The organism is Nitrospira sp. Nam74 (assembly GCF_965152615.1).
In genome coordinates, this window is the sequence record NZ_OZ224220.1 from 638,353 (window position 1) to 663,464 (window position 25,112).

The following is a 25,112-nucleotide window of genomic DNA, read 5'->3' on the forward strand; positions in this document are numbered from 1 at the left end:
GATTTTATAGTACGGTCTGTTGATCGTACGACTTCTGTCGCAAGTCGCTCCATTTTCGCGAGGTTCGTATTGTTCGGCAGCTTCATCAAGAAAAATATATTATCGGTATCGGAATGGGAGACCTAGGCAAGGGCCGGGTCAACTGTAAGAAAATTGCAGAAACTGACGCGCGCGCGAATTTGGCTAAGCAAATAGGCATCACTATTCAAAGCACCATGTCGGATCGAGTGTCTCAACGCGCAGGCCAAGTAGAACAGAACATTGAAAGCACACATGAGTCGATGACTAATGAGTTCATGCAAGATGTGCGCGTAGTTCGATACGGTGAGCATTCCGAGAACAGCACCTGCTCCGCCGTTGCCGTGATGCCGAGGGTGGCGGTCACCAAGCCGTATGGTCTCACACAGGCTGTGGTACCGTCCAAGCGGCTGGCCGTCTCCCTATTTTGGCTTCCGGATGCGGATATTGCTGAATATGAGAAACATATCCCACAGAAGTCAGCGTTACTCCAAATCAAAGACCGGATGCAAGCAGAAATTGACCAAGAGCTTTCAAAACTGACATCTATTCTAGATAACAATGAGCGACGGCTTCAGCCCTTAGTATCAGAGCTTGAAACACTTAGGGTTCAAAGCAAGAGTGTCCGGTCCTCGTTGGATAGCGCTGTGGCAGCGCCGCCTGACGTTGTCAACATTGCCAAGGTTGAAGAACTCAGGACTCAATACCATATGGTGCAGGAGAAAGATAAAAAGGCGCAGCAGGATTATGCGACGCTCCACAAACAAACCGAGGCTGATCGCCAGCGAGAAAATGACCTTCGTGAGCGGAAACGTGATTTGGCGCTGGAGATTGAAGACCTGACCGTCATGCTCATTGGGTTAAAAATCACCAAGCCCGTCATTGTCGAAGGCGTAGGAGAGTGTCTCATGCATGATGAGATTACGCCGAAGGCATGTAAAGAGTTGGCCCTCTTAAAGGCAAAGCAGGATGCTGTTGAAAAAGGTGGCGCTACGTTAATTCGTTCGCTCACCGAGGTCCAACTGAACGATCTCAAAAAAGATGAAATTACGAGTGAAAGTTCTGTAAAGATTCCCCAGGTAGAGATTGTTCAGCCACCCACTCGAATTGCCGACGGTGAGCTAGGTCGGTACGTCTGTAGAATACGCGCTACTGTTCAAAATCTTGCACAGATCCCGAATCGGACAGGAGTTCAGCGAGAGCACGCCTATCCGCTTCCGACCGAACCTGCTGTCGCTTCGTCTCCACAGAGTGTCGAAACTCTTAGTCCTGAGAACCGAGCTAGATCAAGATGCCAGCGAATTTGAGGGTATTTCGCTAAATGGCCAGCTGTTACATCTGAAGAGATTATTACTTTATGAAGCAGGCAATGCTTTCAGATCTCGGAAGCTGTCGCGGTTCCTCGCCGGTCATTGGTACAATGCGGGAGGTGCATCAGATTTCCGGTCAGGCACTTAGTCGTTGGGTGAAATTCTCCGGGCTCACCTCTGATACAAACAATCGAAGGCACAAGTCGTATTCAAGTTCAGTTATACGTTTCGCTGTGACTAATATGGGATGGCTGTTTGAACCATAGAAAAGCCCAACTACTTTAGTGCCATCGTTCGAAATTTCCGGCTCAACCGTTTTTGATCCCCACTGCAACAAGAGTCTATCGACCGCTGTCATATCTTCGGCTTCCTTAGGGGGGAAGAGAAAAAGCGTTTTTCTTCCATAGCGATCGTTTCGAATGGTTTCTATTTCCCACATGAGGCCGTGAGACCCCTGAACACCGACAATAATGAAAACACAGTCATTCATAATTCGTAATACGAGGTTGCGCCATTCTGTATCACTCACATATTCTCTAGCAGCACCCGGCGGAGGCGCATGATCAGTGGGATTACCGATACATACCAGTGGACCGATATAATCCAAGGTTTTCAAAATTAGAAACTCTAGGGAGTCGGATGAACTCCCGGGGTCCAGTATCCTCACCAAGAAAGGAGCCATTGCAGAATTCAGGGAGATCCGATCATCCTGGAATGAGCGCAGGAACAGGATGGGCTTGCGACTGTCGTCGCTACGGACAGCATCGAGTGATGCTATCATCCTGATCTGTGCCGAGTGCCTCAGCCACCTAGCGAGCTTCAGAAATAAGTAGATGAAGACGACGCCAAGCAATTCTGCTACACAAATCCATAGAATGACTCCTAAGACAGATTTGCGTTCAAAAAGCTCGCCCAACGGTGCCGCTACAGAGCGATCAAGATCAATCAAAGGCTTCGGAAAATCCCATATCGCAGAATAAACTGCCACCTCTACGGTTAGAGCTAAGAACACAATTCCCCATATCCTTTTTTTGTGCCCCCTTCCATACCTGGATGATGAATAAACTCTAAGAAACCGTGCAATATCAATGAAGCTGTCGCGATATCCTGAAAAGAACCTGTCACTATAATTCCTATCCTTAAAGAACTCCTCGGCAATCTCGTTTTTATGCCGTAAACGTGAACTTAGGCCCCGCACAATAAGGGAAAATGGCATAAGAACCAAAATCAGTACTAGGATGGAAGCACCGGCATGTACAAACCCTGTTGAAACGACTGAATCATTCTGACCTTGAAACCCCTCGTCTTTTTGTTCGATTATGCGTCGCTTAACCTTCTCCCATTCAGGACTCCCAACATCAACCCAATCTGCAGTTACGTTAAATTCATGGCTTGAAGCGTTAATTACTGGAAGGACAGTAAAAAGATCGCTGAGACTGTAATAAAGCCCGAAAGCCGCCATTATCGACCAGAGAACTAGCCACAATACGCAGTAAAGCTTTGATCCTGAAACCAACTTCCGGTAGAAAAAGAAGACGGTATACAAGATAAGCATCGTGCCCATCATAATGCCTGTGCTGACCAAGAACACGACCAGCCCGTCATAAGGGGAGAAATTGCCACCGGTGAAAATCATTGCAAAGAGAGCAAATAAGTAGACAATCAAGGCGACAGGCACCATTGCCACGGCTAATAGGCCAAATCGAGTTATCACCGCTGCGCACCATACTCTTGTCAGTCGCGTCGCAATTATAAAATGCTCGTACTGTCGTGATAGCGCTTCAAGACTGACTACTTGTGGCGCATACGGTCTATCATGACCACTCAACATAGGGATCACGCAATTCTAGATTTGATAGACGGCCATTCGAAGGCATTCACATTACCATCAGTGATTAGATCAGCTTTCAGTATCCTGGATTGATGCCATATCGAAAGAGCCTCGTCCGAGCAACAAGTGCCACAAAGTCTAGCCGCTATATAGTATCCGGCATTGAACGCACATTTGCACATGATGTCACTTTGTTCGAGGTGTCAATGCCATTCAAATCTTGTGCTTGTTAGGGAATGAACAACATTAAAGCAAAGCGGTTTAGGGCTCTAGAGATGAAGATAAAGGCGAAAACCGAATGGGAACGGCCTCTATTCGTTGTATCCGACAAGATAACAAAAAATGGAAGTCGTGCATTATCAACTAGGGTATAATACTTCTATGCTGTGTGTCAGCAGTCGCCCATTGTCCATGGAAGACGCTGACATATAAGCGGCGAGTCGTGCCCATTGTATCGACGTATCTTTTCCTCTCTCAGTCTTTATCCACAAGGATACGGCCTACGGTACGGTTATAAGGTTATAAAAGGATCCGTCCTTCGTGGCGGCGCTTGCTTTAATATCGGGAGATCGGTGCCTTATCTATCCCATCTAGTCGTGGCTGTAGGCGCTTTCTGTTCCATCAGCATGCTTTGGATTCCCCCCTCATGGGTCTCTTCTTTGCATCCTGCCAGTCATAGAAGGCCCAAAGTGCCAGTGTCCGTGGCATACGGCGGCACTTCCCGAAATGGCATCAGGGATGGAAACCATCTGAATTGGTGATGCGGATGGACTCAACGATTGAGAATGATGCACTGACCAAACACACAGGTGAACACGTTGGAGGCATCGTACCAACGACTTGCAACGGTTCAGAGAGGTCTGACATCAGCGAAAGAACTGGACCTTCAGCTGCGCGCATTACGGAGATTGACATCAGTCGGCCGGCGCTTGCTTTGGGCATCCTACGCTGGAGCGACTATATGTTGGTCGTTGTCGGTGGCACTACGGCTCTTGGTATGCTTCAGGAGCTAGTGAAGTCAGTAGGCAATGCTGAGTGGATGGAAGTAATGATTGCCGGGGCGATGGCCGGACTTCTCGCGTTTGCCTCCTATACCGGGTGGCGGCACGTCGGCGTCATTGACCACCGCGTCTGGCGATCCTACCTCTGTGTGTTCGCGCTGCTGGCGATCGTTAGTGTCTGCGGGGCGTTTGTCACGACAATGACCTTATGGTCCCAAGGCAAGCTGCCTGACGACCTGCAGCTTTGGATCGAAGGATGGGCTTGGATTTATGTAGCCGGTGTGTCGATTCTTGGATTCGTATGCGTCCTCTTGCTTGGCAGGACGCGCATCGCCTCGACAGGACTTCGGCTTGAAGACGTCCTAGCGCGACTCGCAAAGCACCGCGGCGTGTCCGCGCTCAGTCTTACCCGGATTCCGCGAAATGGCCTGAAGCGCGGTGTCGGTTACTGCATCGTTGGCGCCATTGTGCTATTGGGCACAACATTCTGGCCTTTGCCTGAAGAGTCGAAACAGTTCGAACGCACACTGAGGATCATACAGAATCTCGACATCTTCGCGTTCTTCTGTCTCGTGCGTGCACGGCGCCATTTTCAGGTCAGCGCCGACTCCCTCCTAGCCGCCGACCAAAGGCAGCCCATCTTGTTTCTAAGATCCTTCTCCGATGACCCGAAGCAAAACTACAATACCTCGCAGAAGGCCCTGCTCGACTTCTCACTCGAAACGCGGCTGGCCACCCATTTTTATCACTTCGGGCCTTTCATCGCGATCGGCTCGCCAAGCGAGTCGGATTCGTCCTGGCGTTGGAATCGCTGCACCCGCGCCTGGGACAAGGGGGAGACGCTCCCGCTACCGGGTGCCGCGAGGGTGTTGCTATCCGACGACCAGTGGCAACTGCGGGTGCAGGACTGGATCAACGCCTCGAGCGTGATCATTATGTATTCGGGAGCGACAGAGTGGGTGAACTGGGAGCTTCGCAAGGTTGTGGAGAGCGGCCGAACGGGCAGCCTCATCCTGATGTTTCCCGAGATCAAGGCCTGGCGACCCTCCCGTCGCAACCGAGACATCGCCACTCGGGTCGAGCGGATCCGTGCTGTTTTCAGGGATACCCCGTGGAGCGAGGAGCTGATGGAGTTCAGTGACTTCTCGTGCCTCCGGGCGATGCTGTTCCGTGCCGACGGCTCCATGGTCATGATCAGGAGTCGCTCGCGGAGCCGGGATGCTTATCACTTGGCTGCACTTATCGCACACCACCAATTGCTTGATCCGATGCCTCCCCAGCAGGACGCCGTTGCGGCTGCCGATGCGCCAAGGATGTCGTGGGCAAAACGGCTGGCCTGGAGCCTCACCGGTCTGGGACTCGTCGTCGCCGTCTACTGCCTGTTCCCCACAAACTCCGATACTCGGCTCACCTTCAAGCAAGGCGAGCTGTACTACAGGGAGCCGGTCACTCAGGCGGATGCCGAGAAAATCGGCGAGTATTTAGTGCGGCAGCAAAGCTTCTCTGACGAGAAAGCCGCTACCGTCCGGCTCAGTCAGGAACGTGAACGCTACCGCGTTGGATTCGTGATCGATCCGCCTATCACCGGTGATCTGAATCTGCGGGCTCTTATCGGCTTCGGGATGATGGGCAGCGGCATTAGTCGGGAAGCGTTGGAGGGCAGGCCTGCCGAAGTAGCGTTTTATGACAATCATTTGGAACCGATCAGAATCGTGCCGATGAGTACAAAACTCAATTTTGGCAAAGGCGAATTGTACTATACAGAGCCGATCACGGTTGATCAGGCTCGCGATGCGAACGAGGTGCTATCGAAGTTGTTCGGAGAGGACACGGCAGCTTCGGTTCATCTCGGCCATGAGCAAGGGACCTATCAGTTACGGTTCGTAATTAAACCGTCAAGTGCTGACGACTCGGAGGTTTTTGATGCTTTCAGTCGAGTGACCCGCACGATTGCCCACCAAGCACTAGGTGGTCAACCCGTTGTGATGCACCTCTGCGACAAAGACTTTCACACTCTGAAAAGCGATCGCATAGAACCTTTGCCCTAAACACGGAGCAAGTAACCGAAGCCTTGAGGGCCGTGTTCGGCACTTGTCGAGCCATTAAAGTTATGAGCAGTATTGAATCTCAAAACGCCCCTCACGTTGTCCACCGTTCCAGTATGCTTTCTCACCAACGTCCGATGAGGCATTTGACCAGATTCGCTTACGCTGAAAGTCTAGGGCCATCCATCCGTTGCGATCATTTTCAGCTGTCCTACATCAGCTCTAGGAGCGTTAATGCTATAAGTCGCTGCGTGGAACGTCAGGTGGGTTTCCGCCATTATTGACTCCGCCTGGCGTGGACCGATGCATGCTTTTGTTGTGTGAATACTCTGCGGCTGCATCAAGCAATACACCACTTGGGTCTCGTTATGCCCAGGTACTTTTTGACCAGTTCTCCATCCTTGGACCCAAATGTCAAACAAGTCGAACACTGAGCATCCGTCAGGAGAGCCTAAAGGGGGCCTCTGGGGCACTTGGCATAACACCCCACTGTATTTACGAATCATAGGTGCCCTGATATGCGGCCTTGTCGTGGGTGTTATTTTTGGAGAGCGCGCATCAAGCCTCAGCATGCCAAGTGAATTGATACTGCGCGTGCTTGGCGCCCTAGCTCCTCCACTGATCCTCCTTGCCGTCATTCATGTGCTAATGAGTACCGAGATAAAGGGTCAGATCGCCGGTCGATTGGCTGGTCTGCTCATCCTGAATACTGTCGTCGCGATTTGTTTGGGTCTATTGGTTGCGAATGTGGTTCGGCCTGGGGAGAGAGCAAATCTCAAGCCTAGAGGCGAGCATCGCGCATCCCAGTTGGCCACGGATCCGCAAGCCCGCTCAATCCTCGAGGCTTTAGAAAAGGAGGGCTATAAGTTACCTGAGAAGCCGAAAGAGCATCCTTCAGCGGTCTCGCAGTTTCTAGATAACGTCCCGCGCAGCATGTTAGGGCCACTTACCGACAAAGGTAGCGTCTTAGGAGTTATATTCATCGCTGTTGCGTTTGGAATCGCGCTGCGCCGAGTGAGAGATCGAGAACTTCATAAAGTGGGCGACTTCATTCAGGTGGCCTATGATTCGATGCTGATAGTTCTCCATTGGATCGTTGACTTAGTCCCAATTGGAGTTTTTGGTATCGTCGCGAGCATCGTCGGAAAGGAAGGCTTTGAACCTTTTAAAGCCCTTGGGGCTTTTGTCGTTGCTGTAATTTTAGCGCTTTTTCTTCAGGCCGGCTACTATCTCATACGTGTTTACTTTGGCTCATGGGTCAGTCCCATGCGTCTCTTGAAAGGCACACGAGATGCTCTTGTGATGGCATTTTCCACTGCGAGCTCCACCATAACTATGCCTGTCACGTATGCTCGGCTTCGCGAACGGGTGGGACTACGTGAAGAGTCAGCAAGTCTTGGTGCTCTCGTTGGCTCTAACTTTAACAATGATGGAACTGCGCTTTACGAAGCCATGTCTGCGTTATTTATTTCCCAGATGCTAGTAATTCAAGGGATTGGGCAACCCCTGTCATACACACAGCAATTATTGATTGTCCTGACATCCATTGTCGCTGCGGTCGGCGCGGCCGGCATCCCAGAGGCCGGCCTGGTGACTATGACCCTGGTCTTTACAGCGGTCGGTTTACCGACCGAGTACATCGTTCTTCTCCTTACGGTAGATTGGTTTCTAGACCGTTGCCGTACTGCGATCAATGTCATGGGCGATATGAACGTAAGTTGCCTGTTGGATGGCAGAGAACCTTCACATAGCACTTCGCGTGCATTAGCCGAACGGTCAGTGGCATAGAAAAAGCGCAGCGACGAGAATGAGATGATAGGAGAGGGCGGTCGTGCCGCGGACCTTGCGGGGCGCAGGATCGTGAAGAAGGCGACAGTGGGCCTCGAGACCAAACGCGGTTGGAAGACATCCAGCCATGGTCTTGAGTAGTCTAACATCGGCGATCATCATCACTCACCTTGAAACAATTGCTAACGACCACCGGCTCGCGGTTGAGGACGACTACTTCTCCTTCTTCCGGGCCCAGAAGTTGCGTGTGTCTCGTTGGAGCATCACATGAAACACCCTGAGTACTGGGGCGGGCTGCGCGACCGCTACGCGGATCCTGAGCGACCACACACAATGCTCGCCATCGATGGTGGAGGGATTCGCGGCCTTGTTGCACTCGGCATCTTGGAACGGATGGAGGCATTGCTCGCGACCGAGACTAAGCGCGGAAGCAGTTTTCGCCTGTGCGACTACTTTGATTACATGGCCGGGACGAGCACGGGCGCCATCATCGCTGCCGCCCTGGCTGTCGGCATGTCGGTCCGCGAAATCATTGCGCTCTATCAAGAAGCGGGCGCCTCGATGTTTCAGAAGGCGAAGCTGTTAGATCGCCTCAAGGTCTTCTATACCGCAGATCCCCTGAAGAGCCTCTTGCAAGAAAAGTTCGGTACAAGCATTGATCTTTTTCCACCTAAGGACAAACGAGAATCCGAGGATCGCAACAGCAAACGTCTGAAGTGCCTGCTCCTCGTCGTGGCCCACAACGTCACCACCGACTCCGCCTGGCCGATCAGCAGCAATCCCGAGGCTAGGTACAACGATCCCGCGCGATCGGACTGCAACCTCAAAATTCCGCTGTGGCAGCTTGTGCGTGCGAGTACCGCCGCCCCGATATATTTCCCACCAGAAACACTCCAATGGGATCCCGCTAGCCCGTCTAAGACGTTCGTCTTCGTCGACGGCGGCATGACGCCGTACAACAATCCGGCCTTCATCCTCTACCGGATTGCGACGCAAGAGCCGTATCGATTGGGATGGGTGACTGGCGAGCGGAAGCTACTCCTGATGTCGGTCGGAACCGGCGCGGCACCCCGATTGGGCATGACCCCGAGTAATTCGATGTCCATCATCCCCGCTACCCTCATAGGCTTGCCCGGCAACCTGATGTACCAGATCAGTGTCGAGCAGGACCTCGTGTGTCGTACAGTCGGTCGGTGCGTGTACGGCACTGTATTGGATCGGGAAAATCTCGATCTCATGGCGCGTGAGGGACACGAGGAACTGTGGATGGAAGAGCGTCTCGGCCGACCGTCCCTCCCTCTGGAGCAGGATCTGGGACGTGCGTTTCTCTATGCGAGATACAACGCCGACCTCACTGAGGGGGGCTTGAAGGCCATGGGGTTTGATGACTTTGATGCCAAAGCCGTACAACAGATGGACGCGGTGGATCACACTGAAGACTTCCTTACCATCGGTCGGCATGTCGGCCTTCAGGTATCCAGGGAACACTTTGGTATGTTCCTGAATCCTCATCCATAAGCAAACCGGGGAGATCAAGAACGGCTCACGCACCGGTCTTTACTGCCGATCGAGTGGATACATGCAGCGCACGGCCGTGGAACTTCACACATACCGATCCTTCCATTGTGAGATGTCCCATGCGAGTGTTTATCATTCGGCCATTTCAGATTAAACGCGGCATTGATTTCGAGCGCGTGCAGCGAGACTTGATTGACCCGATCCTGGCGGATCTCAAGATCGCCGGGGGCACGACCGGGGAGATTTTGGAGGCGGGTAACATTCGAGAAGATATGTTCCAGCATCTGGTCACGGCGGATCTCGTGATTGCTGACATCTCGCTAAACAACCCGAACGTCTTTTATGAACTTGGCATTCGCCATGGAGTTCGCGAAAAGCGAACCTTTCTCTTACGCGCGAAGACCATGATGCCCGGGGTAGAGCGCGCCCCGGAGGATGAGGTGCCCTTTGACCTCCGCACGGATCGATACCTGTTGTACGACCCCGCGGATCCCGCTGGGACACGATCGACCTTCCTCCAGGCCCTGCAGCAGACGCTCGCCTCGGACCGCCACGATAGTCCAGTCTTCGCGGCATTGCCCGCGCTGGAGCCTCCTCCCCCCAGTCACTTGCTGGCCGTGCCACCCGATTTCTATGAAGACATGGACTGCGCGGTCGATGCGAAGCGCAAGGACCTCGTTTCGCTCATGGGCTTCGAAGTTTGCGGGCTGCCCTGGGAGTCCGAGGGATTGCGCGTGGTGGGACACGCACAAATCAGGCTCAAAGAGTTTCAAGGCGCAAGCTTCACATGGGAAGCGCTGCGTCACTTGCATCCAGACGATGTTGAGGCAAGCCTTATGCTTGCTACGGTCTATCAGAGGCTTGGCGATTTCACCAAATCGACGCACGCGGCCCAACGTGTGCTGCGACTCCCAACTTCCACCGCCAAAGGGCGAGCGGAGGCGCGGGGCCTGCTGGGGCGCAACAAGAAGGTGGAATGGCAAACGGCGTGGCGAGACGTCCCCGGCCAACAACGCCGGGCCGCGGCATTTGCGTCCCCCCTGCTCATGGATGCCTATGAAGAGTACTACCAGGCATACGAACAGGACCTGAACCACTACTATCCCGGGCTGAATGCGCTGGGACTGTTAACTATCCTCCTTGATCTCGCCTTGGCCTTCCCCGAGCAGTGGTCAGGGCGGTTTGCCTCGGACACCGAGGCAAAGGTCCGGCTGCAAGACTTAAAGCGACAGCGGGACCAGTTATCGGCGGGAGTTGAATTGGGGCTGGACGTCGCGGAGCGGAAAGAGAAACTCAAGAACGAGAAGGATCAGGATCCCTGGGTAAAGACCAGTCTCGCCGACTTGCTTTTGCTGACCTCCAAACGCCCGGCCCAGGTCGCGTTTGCCTACCAGCAAGCCATCGCGAAGATCCCGCCCTTCAACCACGCCTCCATTCGACAGCAGATCCAACTGTTCGCCGACCTGAATGTACTGAAGGCCAACGCCAGCAAAGCCCTCCAGGTCTTTGGCTCTCCTTTTGAAGCTCCCCGTACCTTGGAGCGGGTCATCCTCTTTACCGGCCACCGCATCGATGGCCCCGGCCGCACCCCGGCACGTTTTCCCGAGCGGTGCGAGTTCGCGGCGCGAGCAGCCATCCGCGGCGTCCTCGAACAGGAGAAAACACATGCGACAGGCCCATTGTTGGGACTGTCGGGAGGAGCGAGTGGCGGCGACATCCTATTCTTGGAGGTCTGCCGAGAGTTAGGGATTGCCACCCGTCTGTGCCTCGCCCTGCCCGAGGATGCTTTTCTCTCTGCCTCCGTGAGTCCGTCTGGCCCGAAGTGGGTTGAGCGCTTTCATTTGAGCAAGAAAGCAGCCGATGCCGTCGTCGTGATGGCAGAGAATCAAACACTTCCGCGGTGGTTACAGCGCCGTCGAGACTATGGCGCATGGCAACGGAACAACCTGTGGCTCCTCAGTCAGGCCGTGACGACCGGGGCCCAGCATATGACAATCCTCGCGCTGTGGGATGGCGAAGAAGGGGATGGACCGGGCGGCACCAAGCATCTTGTCCAATTAGCTACGGAGCAGCACGCCAAGGTCGAAATCCTACGAACTAAAGAGATCTTTCGAGACTGCCTGTGAGCGATGAGGCTCAGCCAGGATGCTGTATCATCCTAACCATCGCGCAGCCTCCAGTTGCCGATAGTACTCAGAACCATGACGCCCAGGGGAATGTCGTTTCCCGGGACACACCAAACACATCGAGCTACCCGAATGAAGAGGCCGCTTCTGATTCAAACATTTGTCTTTATTGTGTCGCTCGGTGCGGCACGGGCCAAAACACGAATTCGTAAGCCGTTCACGAGCGACGGTACCAAACCATCAAGAGATTCCAGCATGTCTAGTGCGAGTCGTCTCTGAGCAATTGCGCGTCGAGATGACTCCTCTAGCTCTTCATGGAAATCATTTTTCTGAGTCTCTAGGGCGTACTACCATTGAATCGAAATGTTTGGAACAAGGAAGAGACTTCAGCGAAGTTGCCTGAAGCTGGGGATACATGGGAGCAAGGCCGAAAATCTGACTAAACCATGTCGTGCGAGATCAGCCGCATACCGTCCCGCTCCTCGAATCTTGACCATCTAGATCTACGGCACGTTTGACAATGTGTCATAGAAAGGCTGTAAAACCCTGCAGCTTCTAGCGCGACGTGGAAACACGTCTCTTAGAAACGAGGTGCTGAGCGTAAATCGGCGAGGACGGCTTCGGCGGGTCTGGTTTTTGTGCTTCGTCTCTACCATTGCTACCACACTACTACCACAATACCCCAAGTGAGCATGATCCATTACGATTCATGACTTTGTCGAATCCTCGTTTTTTCCTTCTGTTAGCTCTTGCTGGGTCGGCTCAGATTGGTCTGATTCAATTTCGTAAACGCAGGTCGCTGCGGTTCAGAGTTCGTCGATGTTGGAAGCGGTTGAGACAGAAGAGTCAGTCCCCTATTTCGGTTGCCACGCAGCATCATGCGCCTCATACTGGTAGGTGACTGGTAGCGGCACTCTTAAACAACTGATTCTCATAGCTATGTTTGGTCCCCCTGATAGCCCATCAGCGAGTCGAAGGAATGGCTAACAAAGAGGCATCTTCGGCTTCTTAGGGCAAGGAGGGCACCAAGTCCAGTGGCCATGAGGACCATCGATGATCGAATAAGACGAATCTAAGATGGCCACACCCTGCGTATCCTATTAGCATGTACAAGTATATGCACCTTAACATGACGACACCTTCCCAGTTTGTACCGTGTGCGCCACATGCGAAGCATCGGCCAGTGATAAAGACAACTAATGTCGATTGACTCACCGCACATCCCAAAGCTATAGCCGGTAGACGGTGCGCCCCGACATACGCTGGTGCCGCTCTAACCTCAGATGGATAAAATGCGCGAACACCTGAAGGCAAGACGTCAATGTTTACGCTATTCGTATGCTGGACTAGATATCTACGATCAAGTCAACCAATTGGTTCTTGTACGTCGGTGCCAACCTTGCGCATTGCTTTCTAAGGCCCATGGCGAAAGATGCTCCTATGACATTCCTCTCAGTATCCATGGCTGATATCCTTGAATTCCCTTCCTGTTCGTTCAATGTTCAGGCGCTCGCGTGATGTCTCATTTTCCCACTTACGTATAGATATCCAAAGGCCATAAGTTTTCCCTTAGATCTTGAGTACTCAGATTGAATTGTCTGCGTTGAAAAAACCGCATCATGATCGTCCTGGTATTGCAATTGCAATCAATTTAAGGAGTAGACTGACGATCGGACCCTTCCGGCGTGCGCTCGCATGTATCTTGAGAACTGTGGTAGGGCTAGACTGAGGTATCAAACAATATTGGCAAGTCCTCCATTCGTTCCTTCATGTGGGATGTCGGCGAAATCTCGCCTTGCTCGTCGGCATGCCGACCGTTCGACATCGACGCCTGGCCACTTCCACCGGCGCAATCCATGTTGGTGTCCTTATTGACGCGTACACGAACCTCGCTGCCGCTGACATCTTGAATCACATAGTCATCTCCTGGACGTTCAGTATTTGGTCTTCCACGACCCGCCGAGCGCCGCCCAACGTAATCTGCGACTGTGAGTCTCGCGCACCTACTAGTTAATGACTTGGGCGAAGCAAGACTACCAGTTATCACTGTCCGATCTCTGGCTTAGATTGATCGTCACAACTACAGCGACATCCAGAGTCTCACTCCCTTCTTCCATTCTGTTGATGAACGTAGCGTTCATCTGCCCACACCTATAGGTCGATCCAACCTTTCAAAAAAAACAGTACCGGTCTGACTTACAGTTTTCGGGTCTGGTTTTATGTTCCCAACAAAAATGATAATCCAGAATGTTCCTCATGGCTTTCTGGCGACCATTAGTAGAACAGTGGTAATAGGGTAAAAGACGTTACCCGACCACATCACCAGACCATGGAACAGAGCATGGAGAAGAGGATTCCTTATGGCCAAACGAATTCCAAAGCGTCCCAAAGCCGCTCTCGGACGGCCAACGGAAGCGGTTTACCTTGAGGAAAGCGGTGCGTATGACCAGTCACTGCGATGGGAGGCTTTGCTCCAGCGGGCTGCAAAAGATCAGACGTTTCGACGAGAGCTCATCGAGGATCCAAAGCGAGCTTTGCTTGACGCCGGCTTTCAGATTCCTGCTGAGGTAAGGGTTGTTGTTCATGACTACAATCCGCAAGAGCAGCATCTCTTTTTGCCGCCCGCTGATGCCCAGCTTGAGGAGCCTGAAATAGATGCTCTGTATCAATATAAGTACCGCGGAAGGGAGGCACGTTAATGGCCAGAGCGGAGCCCGCGTGGCAGGGATTTGTTGTTACTTTGACACATGACGAGGTCCAGTATGCATTGTATGCCGCAGAAGGCGGCCAATGGCTTGGTGGAGTTGCGGGCGGGGCGGTATCGCTCGTCGCTACCCCAGCTATCGGTGCCCTAGTCACGACTGCTGTTACTGGTTATTTTAGCCTCCAAAAGGACCAAATAGGACGAGCTGATAAGGGCAACGGAATTTATTTGACCCTCCCATGGCCAGCCATTTACTACGGGCAATATTGGCTAATTATCGTGGGATCGGTAGCTGTGTTACCCGAGAGCGGATGGGGGAAGGCCGATTCTGGTGAGCTGCGGGATGATGATAATGATGTCATAAGGTTCCAGGTGCAGCATGGAGCTATCGGGACCGACGCTGTTGAATTCATTCTTACCACAGAGCGTCAGTTATGGAAGAAACAGCTGATTCTCGATGATGGCATGGGTGGACGGTGGACGCTTGAGACGGATGGGTCAAAGACAAGGGATGTCAACGGGCTTTACTTAAACCAACTCCCGACTGGTCACTTGGAGTTCTGGAAGGCGAAGGCGTTTGGCGTTATGTGGAAACGAATCGAGGTCCCGATCGCGCACTTGCGCGGAGGCGAACGAGTCACGTTTGCATGGATTACGGACTAGGGAGTTATTTTCTGCTGGCACAGAAGCCGGGTGCGGAGCTTCCTACTGAGGTGAGTTCTTAGGAGGTTGCTTGCTGAGAAGAAATTAGGCCAGGCGTTATCGTAGTCAAGCTAGGCTGGCAAGATAATTACAAGGAGGGCTTATGGCTTGGCAGTTACAGGCGAGCAAGCGAGTTCAGGTCAATGAAGGGGATTATGACGTTGACACGAATATTGACGTGGTCCCCGGCAATACCCTTATCTTCCAGGCTTGGGGGTCGATATGGTCTGGAGTGTGGTTCACAGGGAATAACGGGCCTCGTGGTTGGAACAACCGTGATAACGATCCTAAATTCCCTCTTCCCGGAGCCCATCCCTTCATGCTGTTGGGATTGCTCGATACTGGCTACTTTGAGATAGGATCGTACGTCCGCCTAGATGAGACACCGTTCCAAGGACGCTTGCGCCTGCGGATCAACGATGATGTGCCTGGCAACGGAAGCGGTGCATTTGTGTGCCAAATAATGACATACAGGAATGCGTGATTAACATGGAAGAATTAAGCTGCATCCAGTGCGGTTGGGTTGGTGTGCCAATTCAAACCGAAGACCTTGGCGCTGGTTTGGAGTGGCGCTGTCCAGCATGCCAAATATGGCAGCATGCAGATCCGTATCTATTGGGTGGGTTCGAGGAGTATCAGGAGCAGGGAAACGTAGAGAGAGGATCTACGTCTTAGCTCTTAGGTGGTCTAGGCCATCGGTTGACCGGACCTTGCTTAGCGTGGGTACTTACCTCTTTAGTAGGACCCGCTCCGTTCCAAGTAATATACTAACAATAGGGTTCACAAACTATATCACTACAACTAGTATTTATAATACTAGATGTAACCGGAGTCCCATTGCAGTGCGCCAAAGGAGGACCATCGCCAATGATGAATGCGGATTATCGAGCAAGTAAAGTCCTCTGTTTATGCGGTGTGAAGGAAAGTCCCGCAGGCATTCAAATAACAGCTGCTATCCAATAGCGGCAGTGTCTCTCGACTTGTTGCTGTTATATTCTTCAACCATTCTCTAACTCATCCCATGGTGTCCTCCCCTCAGTTGTGCGGCACGACACACATTAAAGTTTAGAGGCCTGCCCCCTCATTCTGTAGCAAGCTACCGAAGCTCACGTATGCGTGTACATGATAAGAAAAGCACGTCGCTCTCTATTTAGGATCTTGAGGGCCACTGCCAATTGGCGTTTCGATTCCGCCGAACTTCGCGTGGCTCATAACCGTATCGACGATGCTTTTCATTTCCGGGCTCCAAGCCTTTCTACTCCCTATCCTTTGACGCATCCGTGTGAGAGATAGGGTCTGCCCGGCGGCGCGTATAGAGTTGACTGCCCAAATAGCACGGCGATACCAGTATTCCCGCTCGGCCTCTACCGAAGCTGCAAGGGCCTTCCTCGTCAAAGGAAGACGCGAGAGATGGGACGCCATTCGCCTTAACTCTGCAATCTCCCGAACAATGTAGCTAGGAGTCAGCCGGCGAGGTTTACCCGGACGGTTGCGGAGCTTCGCTACCTGCTCAGATACCGCTCGCGCCAGCTCTCGATCGCGCTCCAGCCAATTTATTTGCTTCCGAGGCAGCTCGTTTTTCTTTCTCGAGCGGCCCTTGTTGCTGTTCAGCCATTGCGTATCATGGCGGCGCAACCATCGCAGAAGCCGTCCCTGTTGACGCCGAGTTGTCTCATCACCAGTATAGCCTTTTGTCATTCTTAACCACTCATCGCGACGCTTAGCGAGAAGCGGTGCGGCGACGAGCGGGTCCCCACATCGCCATCGCACGGTCGTATTCATGCTTTGGCACGCCTCAGAGTTCCGCCGCAATGACAACCCCAATCGGCGAACCTGCGCCCGCACTGTTGGAGCGGTCACTCCAAGACGAGCCCTGCAAGTGTCACATTGCCGTCTTTCCACAAAACCTTCAGCGTGCAATCCCAGACATCGCCATAAGTGATGACGCGTGCTGAATAGAAGCGGACCATCGGAGACCAGTCAGGTCCAACGCGACTGTATATGTAACCGCACCGGCACGCATATTCCAACTGGCTTGCCCTCGTTCGAGCTCATCTCAATATGGCACTCAGAAATGACTGTGTCATGAAAATGGGACGCTGCGCGATTCAGGCATGGCGAAGGCCCACTCCCAAAATGCGATGGTTGCTCAAGAGCCTCAAAAAACCTAGCTGCGGTATAGCCCAGGTATCTGATAAGGATGAGATGATGAATGGGGGAAGCGATTCCTCGTGTTTGCCGTACGAGCGACAAAATGCCCTGACCGGATTGAAGGCTGCACCCTTTGCCGTCTAACTCGCGTAGCCATCCAAGGACTCAAGAATGCCTGTTTAAGACGGGACGCTTTCAGATGTCCAGTAAAGGCCGCGAATCCTTGGTCAGCAAGTAGCAGCGACTTGAGATTTACTGGAGAGTACCCCTGAACTCGCGTTCGCCGGGCGGTACGGTAGACCCGTACTGGAGCATGACACCGTCGGTCGTGAATGGGATGGTTTGTTATGCCACGAGTGAGGCGCAAGGGGCGACTGAGGGAGAGGCGACGGCTATGGCAGTGCTCTCGCTTTGAAGGAGATCGCGATGAAAATGAGGCATGCTTACCGCAAGCGTACGACCGAGTTAATAACGCCGTGGAGAAGGCCGCCGTGAAGGAGGACGCGGATTGGGAGGATGATCCGTGCTTTCTTCAAGGGTTGCAATACCTTTGCAGAAAGCGCCAGTAGTTCATCAGGTGGTGAATTAGGTGTATCCGTCCCTAGGGTCAGAGCATTGAATCCAAGATGTTTAAATAAAGACATCCCTCGAACAGCAAAGAGAGCGCCTGGGTCAACTCCAAGTCAACCCCAGAAGCGCCCTGCGCGCGTGACGGTCGTGTAAGGGTGCGCTGGGATGACGGCCGCCGGCCTTTACGAGCAACAAAAGATATCAGCTTGATGATATCCTACGTTTAAGTGAATCCACGTGGCATCTGCGCTTCAAAGTTCCATTGGGTTGTCCGCTCCAAAAAGTATCGGATTGCCAGCTCATATTCGACCTCGGTCACTCGAGTGCCAGCCAAGACCATGGGAGGTTCTCCGGTTGAAAACATAAGAGCAACATAATATGTAGGCTGAGCCGTCTCATAGTGCACTGTCCAATAAGGGATGGCAAGTCTCTTATGCTGTTCTACCGTCTCCTTCGCCCCTAGGGAGGCGCACAAATCTTCCAAGAAATTGTGGTTACTCGCATACTCAGGAGGGACTAAAAATAAAGTCTTCTTTAAAACATTCTGTCGCTGTATCTCCTTGATTTCCCACGCTAGTCCTTGTGAGGGAGCGACACCAACTATAATGAAAGCCGAATCTTGTATGAGTGATGCGGCAACTTCACGCCAACTTTCATCTTCAACATAGGTCCTTGCAGCACCAAGCGGCGGGATACGGTCGGAGGGCTTCCCGATTGATATCACCGGACCGATGTGGTCGCAGTTCTTAACAAGCATCTGTTCCAAATTCATGGTTATGCCGCCTGGATCGACGAATCGCAGCAAGAACGGTGCTTTCGTGGCCTTCAACGACAATTGATCGTCAGAGAAGCTTCGCAGGAAGAGGACAGGGGTCCGCTGATCCTCCAGCCGAAGTTCGTCAAGAGATAACATTATGTCTTTTTGCACCCACTGCCGAAGCCGTTTGCTTGCGCCTAGCAATCCGAAACATAGAATTAACTTGCCTGCAACTGTTATCATTATAGTGAGGAAAACCTCCTGTACCGTCTCTTGTCCTGTCGTCCCCAGCAGTTGCCTGGAGTATGAGTCGGTGGCGTACGTGTTTCTTTCCATGATCAAGGTATTAAGGGTCTTGATACCATAGCCGTCCACTAGCGCGGCAAGTAGTATAACTAGTAGTACCCTGCCTCTCTTTTTGCCCGCATACCGTGATGGCGAAAAGACGCCTAGAAATCTGCCGACAGTTGTCCATAGATGTTTACGCGGAATGAAAAATGATGTGTCCACGCTTTTATCAGAAAATAGGGTCCCAAATGGCTTGTCTCTGTGATCAACAAAAGACTTTACGCCGCTTCGGGACAGCCATGCTATTAACAGCATCCCCAGTGTCAAAACAATAGTGAGTACTATATCGGCTATGGCGGTAGATACGACCGCTTGTTTAGCAGCAAACACGCCCCAAGGCTCGGCTTGGTTTATCTCCTTCAAATCAAGATTATTGAAGCCAATGAACCTTGCGTCTACGTTGAATAGCCCCACCCCATCTACAGCGAAAATCTGCTTCAAGCGGACGATTATGACAAGAATTGGAAGACCTAGTAAGGCAATCAAAATGGCCGCGTAAGCCCTAGAGAAGAAACGACACGCCTTTACCGATCCACTGACTGCGAGACGGTATGCATAGAACATGGAGTACCCGACGGGGATCATAAGGAACGACACAATCCCAACGAATACCACAACAAACAATGACAAACCCGATGGCGGAGGATAGAAAAAGACCACGATCAAGACTTCGAGGGGAAGTAAAAGAGTGTAACCGATGGAGGATATCAGCTGAAGTCGGATCAGCCGCATGGACCGCAGAAACTTTTCGTATGCCACGGATGCATTGCCCAGCGAAATCAGATTGGTACCGCTCATAATGCCTCCGCGCACCTCCACTTCTGTACAGTCGGGCACGCGTCTGGTGGCCCGTGAAGGGGACGGAATTACGCCTTGTCGATATCACTATGATGATAGCCGGTATATCAGTCTTAATGAATCCAACCCTCTGCAGTGGCCCTGACAGTTGTACTGAGGCATGGAGAACGATTTGTTTAGGCAAGTTTGCATTACTACCTGACTGTTACTGTTGAGCGGCTGAGTTAGGAGCTGTCTCGTACCGGAGACAGTGGCCTAAGTCTGGAATAGACCTACAAGACTGAAAAATCTAGAACTTGGATGGCTTGTTGGCGGCTCACGCTGGGAAAGTGATTCAAGAATTCGTCTAATGACATCCCGTCTTCTAGATTGGAGAGCAATGCCTTCACAGGCACTCGAGTCTGTCGAAAGACAGGCGTGCCGCTCACAATGGTGCGATCGATAGTCATGGGAAGTGTACGCCGATCGTGTGGATTCAAGACGAGGTGCATACTATGAGCTCTCGGACGTTGTGATAGGCGGACGAGACACGCAGCATGCGCAGCAGCAGTTAATAAGCCAAACCAAATGTATTATGCAGGACGCGTTGGCGCACTATGGTCAGCAGCGTATGTGGCGTGTCTTCCAGTTCTTCTCCCGATCACGCTTCCACGACATGCGTTCGCCCAGTCACTGTCCGAGCGGCAAGCCACAGCAACATACAGGCCATCTCAGGGCCCCTCGGGGGAGAGGCCACCATTTTCGCTTCAGCGTATTCAGCGCGGCGTACGCAATGGCATGGACGACCGTGTCCGCCTGAACCGGATGAAAGTGATCGATCGTGACCGTTTATGTGGGTGGGGGACGATGTCCATCCAGTGTGATGACGACGACTCGTCTTCTCCGTTGCAATTCCTCCAGGACTTCCGAGGCCTGACGCCAGGATCGGGAGTACGGAGGCGGATTGCCTGCTCGATAACAGCGATGACCAGTCGGACCGGTGTGGTTCCACGTCAACGCTCCTTGTTGTTGATAGGGACCTTCCCACTGATCGCATGGGATAAGTCCCATAAACTCTTCGGCAAGCGCCGATCCAACTCAGGACCGGCCGGAACGGTGGGCGCTGTGATCCGGACGCGTGTGGTCCAATTACGTTCAGCTCATCCCGATACGTCAGGTAAATGGACTTAGCGGCACCAATGAAACCGATACAGGTCCCCACGAGCAATACCCAATCAGGCGGCGTCATGAGCCTCCCCGAAAATGGAGCGGCGCAGGCTGAAAGGCCAGTTTCGCACTCCGCCCGGTCGGATTTCTTCTAAGCTGAATTGATCGTTGCGGCAGTGCAGAATCTAAGAGATTAGGAGCACCTCAAGCGACGATGCACCAAATGCACTGAGTTGGTGAGCATGACTGGTATTGCGAAAAGAAAATGCCCGATGCCGCCCGAAAGGTGCGCTTATGCCATGGCCCGCTACACAATCTATCTGAGCTTGCCGCCGTCCAATGCGGAAGCGCCTTTAGTGCTTCACGTTCCTCACGCGTCCCAATTACCGAGTTGTAAGAGTTACTATCGGGTTATTGAGGTCAATCCAGCAATCGTCCAGTTCAAGACTTTAATCCCAAAAATTTTGGCATACTATTTTCCAGTTCAAGACTTTCGAGTTCGCGTCAAGACTTTAATCCCAAATTACACTTCATGGCGCCTAAAGCGACGTCCGAAGAAAGCAACGCGGGGTACCAAAAGCCGGTTAACGGCGCGTCGGCTGTGGCTTTGGAGCTTGTCTCGGTCGGGGGCAACATCATCGCGCGAACACAGAGTAACGGTTGCGCGGCGAAGGGTCAAGAACGTGTTGTGATTATTGATGCGAACGGAGTTAGGTCATGGTTTCGGACATGGCTTCATTCTGACACCAGCGCCGCCGCAGGCGTTGTTACCTTCCACTGTACGCTGACCTATTCTACACACCAGGCTTTCCGCCTTATCCGTATCGATATGGCCAGGGCTTCGCCCCTCCAATCTATTCGAGCCCGTTCTATTATCCGCCAGCCTTTTTCTCCCCGTATCGTCCATACCAACACCGGTATGGTTGGCATGGGCACCGCCGTTACTATCGCCGCTAGATGGCTCTATGCTTTCCAGCGGCAGAAAATTAAAGTTGCGTTCTTCAAGATGGAATCATACGAGGGGATTCCATGAAAGCTGTACGTTTTACAGTTCTGCCATTCGCGATGCTAATAGTGCAAATGAGTTGGGCCACTCATGCGCTCTATCAGTGCGCAGACGGGACATTCACGAATCGAGTGGAGCGGCAGTGTGCCCCCTACGAGTCAAAAGGCATTGCGCGGGTACAGGGAGGAAGTGCTGAAGCGTCGAAACAGCCGTTTGCTGAAGTGAAGCCCGTGAAGGGGCAAGATAGAGGACGATAATGGCTGGCAATGGAGTCGGATGCCTGGCTTTACCTGGCGGTCTGATTGTGGGCAGAAAGGGACCCTAAGTCTTGATGTCAGGACGGATATCAACCCTGTAGGGACTACGGTGGGTGAGCGCGCTTCTTTTGCCAGCGTTATATGCACGGCACAGCGCGTGGGCTATTTCATCTTTTAACTTCAGCAAGTCGTCAGACCCTTCATCGTCTATAAATCTGTCTATAATGTGTTCTGCTTGCTCTGCCGCCCATCGGATATCTAGCCCATCCTTCGATGTTAAGGGACTAAGAAGTTGTGCCGTTATTGCTTCTGACCTCCGGTGTATTGCCTCTGCTGCGTTGGTATACCAGGTGCGATCAGGCGTAGATACATCATCACGGTTCCGTCGAGTTCGGCTATGTAAGGCCGCACGATTGAGGACTCCATAAAATGCTTCCGCTGTAACTGGTTTGTGAAGGAAGGCATACGCGCCACATCGAGCCGCTTCCTCTTCGAGTTCACGGTCACCATATCCCGTAATCATGACGACGGGCGTTGCGGGTCGAATCCGTCGGCACTCTGCCAACAGCTCCAGACCCTGCATGCCTGGAAGCCGAATATCAGTTACAACGACATCGTAATCACGACGGCTGATCGCCAAAAGGGCAGTCTCGGCATCTGGTGCCGTATCGACTACAAACCCGCTCCTGTGTCTGAGCACAAGTTCACGTGCGGCGTTCAGAAATGCGGTGTTGTCGTCAATAATGAGCAGGTGGAACATGTTGGCCAAGTGTAATGAACGTGACATTGCCGTGGCAGTGGCTATGTGAGAGAGGTGACGTAGGATAAAGAACGACGCAACACGGAGGCAAGTACTACGATTCCTGCCGAGCAATTACTGTTATCGTTCCGCCCATTCCTTCATCTCGTTCATTCACCGTACGATCTCCACTGCTTTGTTTACTTCAGGCGATCCCCGGAAACCAATCCATGAACGGAATCTAAAAATACCTAGTGTTTTAGTACTCATTACAGCATGGGTAGATTTGTCAAGCTCTGCACAGTCTCAAAAAGAAATTATGGAATACCTACGAGCCAGTGAGATCCTAACCGCCCTGTTGAAGACCGGGAAGAAGACATTGTCCGCTGAAGACACCGAATCCACTCGATTTCAATCTGTTCTGAATGTCGGGCAGAACATCGAGACGAGTAATGACTCTCACATCGACTGCGCCATTGAGAAGAGGTAACTGAGTTTCTCTTGAATAGTCACAAATGGCGTGGTGGTTCCTGACCTCTCTTTGCGTCCTCTTTGGCATCCACGCACTGCAATGGCGAGAAGTTTCCCAATTGCCATTTTCGGCTCTTACTGAATGAATCCCACCTACGCCCATTAATTACGACGATAGCGCAGTAGGCAATATAGAGAGGCTACGTTTCTTCCTCGTGGGAGGCTATCCTCATGGCATGAGATGCGGCGCGCCTTTCGCCGGCCCGGCTGGTTTCTGCGGTACCTGTAGGCTCGAAACGAATTCAGCAATGGCTGCGATAGAGCGGACATTATCGATGTGCAGCCTTTCCATTGGAATCCTAATGCCGAAGGTCTCTTCTAGGTGGACGGTTAACTCCACAAATCCAAGGGAGTCAAGCAATCCGCTTTCGATTAAATCCGTGTTCACATCTGGAGCATGCAGATTCAGTTTCTCCAGCAGCAGACTGTTAATGCTCGTGTAGAGAGTTTGATCTGCCGGCATTGTACCTTCCTGATCTACTGACGCCCGAGCAACGTTTTCCAAAAAGAGCACGCCAATGCCGACCGAGAATGGTCTGGATGGCCTCTCTCGCTGTCTAGCATGCCGCATGCCCCGCAGCAAGGCACTGATATTGCGGGCGCAAGTAGGGCCACTGTCAGATCAGACAACGCAGCCTGACTATTTCTTGGTAAGTCATTTTTAGGCGCAGAAAGCCGGAATGCACTCACCTAATGGCGATTTTCGATGCGCTACCCGCTATTAATTAGGGAAAACAGGTGGCAAGTATTTGGATTGGTCACATACCGTGCTTCGGCGGGGAGGAGTTTGCCGAACAGGAATAGCAGGGTGCCATGCTTTTTTCCGCCACATCAAGGCGCGTGATGCCGTTGCAAGTGCAAATAAACCCTCACCCGCACCACGAGACATCGCCGCTGATGTGAATTGTGACGTTCGACGAACTGACGCTCTTGAATCAATGTGAGAGGCAAACTGCGATAACGAATTTGATTGTACCAATGGGCTTCTAAGAATGTTCCTGCAACTGAGACTCTAGATTTTCTTTGATAGCTGCCGTGACCGTTGCGCCAAATTGCTGCAAGCTAAACGGCTTGAGGATAAAACCGTCGGCTCCGGCGGCTGACGCCTCGCGCGCCACTGGTGTACCGGACATTAAGACCACCGGAATTGACGGCCACTGACGCCTCACTTTGTTCAATACAAAGAACCCGTCGTGACCCGGCATATTGATGTCGGACAGGATGAGGTTAAGTGTGTTGATCGAGTAATTTTAAGCCGTGAGAAGCTGAAGGGGCGGTCATCACCTCAACACCTCGAATCATGCGTTGAAGCAATGCTTCAAGGATCATCAGAATGTCAGGCTCATCGTCAATGATTAGTACGCGGTGAGTTGGCATGTCGCGATCATGCCAAGGTCTGACCCTATCTGCTATTCCTCAGTCGTTGTACGTCAAACGTCTATGGTGACGCATAAGACTAGGTAAAGACCGCGCTGTAGACGGTAAAGCCGCCAGCTGCGGGAAGGAGGCCGCATTGGCGTGTTGATCAGCGATATCAGCCTGACGCCCCAAGAATTGTGGCCTGAGAATGCGACGCAAGACGGGGTTCCCCTTGGTGTTGTGGTCGCTCAGCGGGCGCTCCAACTCCTGCCGTCGTTGAAACTCGTCTTATTTACAGGTCACCGACCAGCATCTAAGTCGCTTGGGCTTGAAGACGGATGGCTTTCTTCTTCTCCGAAAGCCCTGTAGCCTGCCAATCCTGGTTGAAATGTGTCGGCAGCTAGTGA

22 protein-coding genes are annotated in these 25,112 nt (G+C 52.4%); 12 read left to right on the plus strand and 10 right to left on the minus strand.

The annotated features are described in order from the left end of the window. Positions 1–281 precede the first annotated feature (281 nt). Positions 282–1,325, plus strand: a complete 1,044-nt coding sequence (locus tag ACWHYZ_RS03130; protein WP_447985833.1) for a hypothetical protein — start codon at positions 282–284, stop codon at positions 1,323–1,325. A gap of 139 nt (positions 1,326–1,464) precedes the next feature. Here ACWHYZ_RS03130 and ACWHYZ_RS03135 read toward each other — a convergent pair whose 3' ends face one another. Then, positions 1,465–3,042 (minus strand): hypothetical protein, encoded by a 1,578-nt coding sequence (locus ACWHYZ_RS03135; protein ID WP_447985834.1) that lies wholly within the window; start codon positions 3,040–3,042, stop codon positions 1,465–1,467. Between the two features lie 1,078 nt (positions 3,043–4,120). Between ACWHYZ_RS03135 and ACWHYZ_RS03140 the strand changes: the two genes are divergently transcribed. The 4 genes from ACWHYZ_RS03140 to ACWHYZ_RS03155 all read left to right on the plus strand — a co-directional run bounded on the left by ACWHYZ_RS03140 (position 4,121) and on the right by ACWHYZ_RS03155 (position 11,637). Continuing rightward, positions 4,121–6,208 (plus strand): hypothetical protein, encoded by a 2,088-nt coding sequence (locus ACWHYZ_RS03140; protein ID WP_447985835.1) that lies wholly within the window; start codon positions 4,121–4,123, stop codon positions 6,206–6,208. Positions 6,209–6,616: 408 nt separating this feature from the next. After that, positions 6,617–7,993, plus strand: a complete 1,377-nt coding sequence (locus ACWHYZ_RS03145) for a dicarboxylate/amino acid:cation symporter (protein WP_447985836.1) — start codon at positions 6,617–6,619, stop codon at positions 7,991–7,993. A 267-nt stretch (positions 7,994–8,260) separates the two neighbouring features. Continuing rightward, positions 8,261–9,511, plus strand: coding sequence for a patatin-like phospholipase family protein (locus tag ACWHYZ_RS03150; protein WP_447985837.1), 1,251 nt, complete (start codon positions 8,261–8,263; stop codon positions 9,509–9,511). A gap of 119 nt (positions 9,512–9,630) precedes the next feature. Further along, positions 9,631–11,637 carry a tetratricopeptide repeat-containing protein gene (locus ACWHYZ_RS03155; protein WP_447985838.1) on the plus strand — a complete coding sequence of 669 codons (2,007 nt, stop codon included), beginning with the start codon at positions 9,631–9,633 and terminating at the stop codon, positions 11,635–11,637. Positions 11,638–13,357: 1,720 nt separating this feature from the next. Here the strand turns inward: ACWHYZ_RS03155 and ACWHYZ_RS03160 are convergent. Then, on the minus strand, positions 13,358–13,552 hold the full coding sequence (locus ACWHYZ_RS03160) for a hypothetical protein (RefSeq protein WP_447985839.1): 195 nt from the start codon (positions 13,550–13,552) through the stop codon (positions 13,358–13,360). 445 nt (positions 13,553–13,997) lie between these two features. On the opposite strand from ACWHYZ_RS03160, the gene ACWHYZ_RS03165 reads away from it, so the two are divergent. The 3 genes from ACWHYZ_RS03165 (at position 13,998) to ACWHYZ_RS03175 (ending at position 15,527) form a co-directional block, all read left to right on the plus strand. Continuing rightward, complete coding sequence (locus ACWHYZ_RS03165; protein ID WP_447985840.1) at positions 13,998–14,336, plus strand: hypothetical protein; 339 nt, start codon at positions 13,998–14,000, stop codon at positions 14,334–14,336. Further along, positions 14,336–15,004, plus strand: coding sequence for a hypothetical protein (locus tag ACWHYZ_RS03170; protein ID WP_447985841.1), 669 nt, complete (start codon positions 14,336–14,338; stop codon positions 15,002–15,004). Before ACWHYZ_RS03165 ends, ACWHYZ_RS03170 begins: the two co-directional genes overlap by 1 nt. A gap of 142 nt (positions 15,005–15,146) precedes the next feature. Next, positions 15,147–15,527: a hypothetical protein gene (locus ACWHYZ_RS03175; protein WP_447985842.1), complete on the plus strand. Its 381-nt coding sequence runs from the start codon at positions 15,147–15,149 to the stop codon at positions 15,525–15,527. Between the two features lie 662 nt (positions 15,528–16,189). Here the strand turns inward: ACWHYZ_RS03175 and ACWHYZ_RS03180 are convergent. The 5 genes from ACWHYZ_RS03180 to ACWHYZ_RS03200 all read right to left on the minus strand — a co-directional run bounded on the left by ACWHYZ_RS03180 (position 16,190) and on the right by ACWHYZ_RS03200 (position 20,717). After that, positions 16,190–16,945, minus strand: a complete 756-nt coding sequence (locus tag ACWHYZ_RS03180) for a TnsD family Tn7-like transposition protein (protein WP_447985843.1) — start codon at positions 16,943–16,945, stop codon at positions 16,190–16,192. A 78-nt stretch (positions 16,946–17,023) separates the two neighbouring features. Continuing rightward, entirely contained in the window at positions 17,024–17,296 is a 273-nt protein-coding gene (locus ACWHYZ_RS03185) for a TnsD family Tn7-like transposition protein (protein ID WP_447985844.1), read from the minus strand. Positions 17,297–17,987: 691 nt separating this feature from the next. Next, positions 17,988–19,667, minus strand: a complete 1,680-nt coding sequence (locus ACWHYZ_RS03190) for a hypothetical protein (RefSeq protein ID WP_447985845.1) — start codon at positions 19,665–19,667, stop codon at positions 17,988–17,990. 272 nt (positions 19,668–19,939) lie between these two features. Continuing rightward, positions 19,940–20,158 carry a DUF433 domain-containing protein gene (locus ACWHYZ_RS03195; RefSeq protein ID WP_447985846.1) on the minus strand — a complete coding sequence of 73 codons (219 nt, stop codon included), beginning with the start codon at positions 20,156–20,158 and terminating at the stop codon, positions 19,940–19,942. Positions 20,159–20,495: 337 nt separating this feature from the next. Then, positions 20,496–20,717 carry a hypothetical protein gene (locus ACWHYZ_RS03200; RefSeq protein ID WP_447985847.1) on the minus strand — a complete coding sequence of 74 codons (222 nt, stop codon included), beginning with the start codon at positions 20,715–20,717 and terminating at the stop codon, positions 20,496–20,498. Positions 20,718–21,345: 628 nt separating this feature from the next. On the opposite strand from ACWHYZ_RS03200, the gene ACWHYZ_RS03205 reads away from it, so the two are divergent. Further along, positions 21,346–21,846: a hypothetical protein gene (locus tag ACWHYZ_RS03205; protein WP_447985848.1), complete on the plus strand. Its 501-nt coding sequence runs from the start codon at positions 21,346–21,348 to the stop codon at positions 21,844–21,846. Then, positions 21,843–22,076 (plus strand): hypothetical protein, encoded by a 234-nt coding sequence (locus tag ACWHYZ_RS03210; protein ID WP_447985849.1) that lies wholly within the window; start codon positions 21,843–21,845, stop codon positions 22,074–22,076. Before ACWHYZ_RS03205 ends, ACWHYZ_RS03210 begins: the two co-directional genes overlap by 4 nt. Positions 22,077–22,140: 64 nt before the next feature. Here the strand turns inward: ACWHYZ_RS03210 and ACWHYZ_RS03215 are convergent, their stop codons facing one another. Next, complete coding sequence (locus tag ACWHYZ_RS03215; protein ID WP_447985850.1) at positions 22,141–22,836, minus strand: response regulator; 696 nt, start codon at positions 22,834–22,836, stop codon at positions 22,141–22,143. Positions 22,837–23,134: 298 nt separating this feature from the next. Between ACWHYZ_RS03215 and ACWHYZ_RS03220 the strand changes: the two genes are divergently transcribed. Continuing rightward, positions 23,135–23,305: a hypothetical protein gene (locus ACWHYZ_RS03220; protein WP_447985851.1), complete on the plus strand. Its 171-nt coding sequence runs from the start codon at positions 23,135–23,137 to the stop codon at positions 23,303–23,305. A 210-nt stretch (positions 23,306–23,515) separates the two neighbouring features. On the opposite strand, the gene ACWHYZ_RS03225 is transcribed toward ACWHYZ_RS03220, so the two are convergent. Together ACWHYZ_RS03225 and ACWHYZ_RS03230 are read right to left on the minus strand one after the other, a co-directional pair. After that, complete coding sequence (locus ACWHYZ_RS03225; protein WP_447985852.1) at positions 23,516–23,809, minus strand: acyl carrier protein; 294 nt, start codon at positions 23,807–23,809, stop codon at positions 23,516–23,518. Positions 23,810–24,332: 523 nt separating this feature from the next. After that, positions 24,333–24,587, minus strand: coding sequence for a response regulator (locus tag ACWHYZ_RS03230; RefSeq protein WP_447987510.1), 255 nt, complete (start codon positions 24,585–24,587; stop codon positions 24,333–24,335). 277 nt (positions 24,588–24,864) lie between these two features. On the opposite strand from ACWHYZ_RS03230, the gene ACWHYZ_RS03235 reads away from it, so the two are divergent. Next, the gene (locus tag ACWHYZ_RS03235; protein WP_447985853.1) at positions 24,865–25,074 is read left to right on the plus strand and encodes a hypothetical protein; all 210 of its coding nucleotides are present in this window, start codon (positions 24,865–24,867) and stop codon (positions 25,072–25,074) included. The last annotated feature ends 38 nt before the right edge of the window (positions 25,075–25,112 follow it).

Bases quoted from the DNA above. Each gene is read 5' to 3' on its own strand.
- ACWHYZ_RS03205 (WP_447985848.1), top strand. From the start codon at position 21,346: ATGGCGCCTAAAGCGACGTCCGAAGAAAGCAACGCGGGGTACCAAAAG.
- ACWHYZ_RS03215 (WP_447985850.1), bottom strand. From the start codon at position 22,836: ATGTTCCACCTGCTCATTATTGACGACAACACCGCATTTCTGAACGCC.
- ACWHYZ_RS03140 (WP_447985835.1), top strand. From the start codon at position 4,121: ATGTTGGTCGTTGTCGGTGGCACTACGGCTCTTGGTATGCTTCAGGAG.
- ACWHYZ_RS03210 (WP_447985849.1), top strand. From the start codon at position 21,843: ATGAAAGCTGTACGTTTTACAGTTCTGCCATTCGCGATGCTAATAGTG.
- ACWHYZ_RS03175 (WP_447985842.1), top strand. From the start codon at position 15,147: ATGGCTTGGCAGTTACAGGCGAGCAAGCGAGTTCAGGTCAATGAAGGG.
- ACWHYZ_RS03170 (WP_447985841.1), top strand. From the start codon at position 14,336: ATGGCCAGAGCGGAGCCCGCGTGGCAGGGATTTGTTGTTACTTTGACA.
- ACWHYZ_RS03190 (WP_447985845.1), bottom strand. From the start codon at position 19,667: ATGAGCGGTACCAATCTGATTTCGCTGGGCAATGCATCCGTGGCATAC.
- ACWHYZ_RS03150 (WP_447985837.1), top strand. From the start codon at position 8,261: ATGAAACACCCTGAGTACTGGGGCGGGCTGCGCGACCGCTACGCGGAT.
- ACWHYZ_RS03220 (WP_447985851.1), top strand. From the start codon at position 23,135: ATGGAATACCTACGAGCCAGTGAGATCCTAACCGCCCTGTTGAAGACC.
- ACWHYZ_RS03145 (WP_447985836.1), top strand. From the start codon at position 6,617: ATGTCAAACAAGTCGAACACTGAGCATCCGTCAGGAGAGCCTAAAGGG.
- ACWHYZ_RS03225 (WP_447985852.1), bottom strand. From the start codon at position 23,809: ATGCCGGCAGATCAAACTCTCTACACGAGCATTAACAGTCTGCTGCTG.
- ACWHYZ_RS03200 (WP_447985847.1), bottom strand. From the start codon at position 20,717: ATGGGACTTATCCCATGCGATCAGTGGGAAGGTCCCTATCAACAACAA.
- ACWHYZ_RS03155 (WP_447985838.1), top strand. From the start codon at position 9,631: ATGCGAGTGTTTATCATTCGGCCATTTCAGATTAAACGCGGCATTGAT.
- ACWHYZ_RS03195 (WP_447985846.1), bottom strand. From the start codon at position 20,158: ATGCACCTCGTCTTGAATCCACACGATCGGCGTACACTTCCCATGACT.
- ACWHYZ_RS03165 (WP_447985840.1), top strand. From the start codon at position 13,998: ATGGCCAAACGAATTCCAAAGCGTCCCAAAGCCGCTCTCGGACGGCCA.
- ACWHYZ_RS03130 (WP_447985833.1), top strand. From the start codon at position 282: ATGACTAATGAGTTCATGCAAGATGTGCGCGTAGTTCGATACGGTGAG.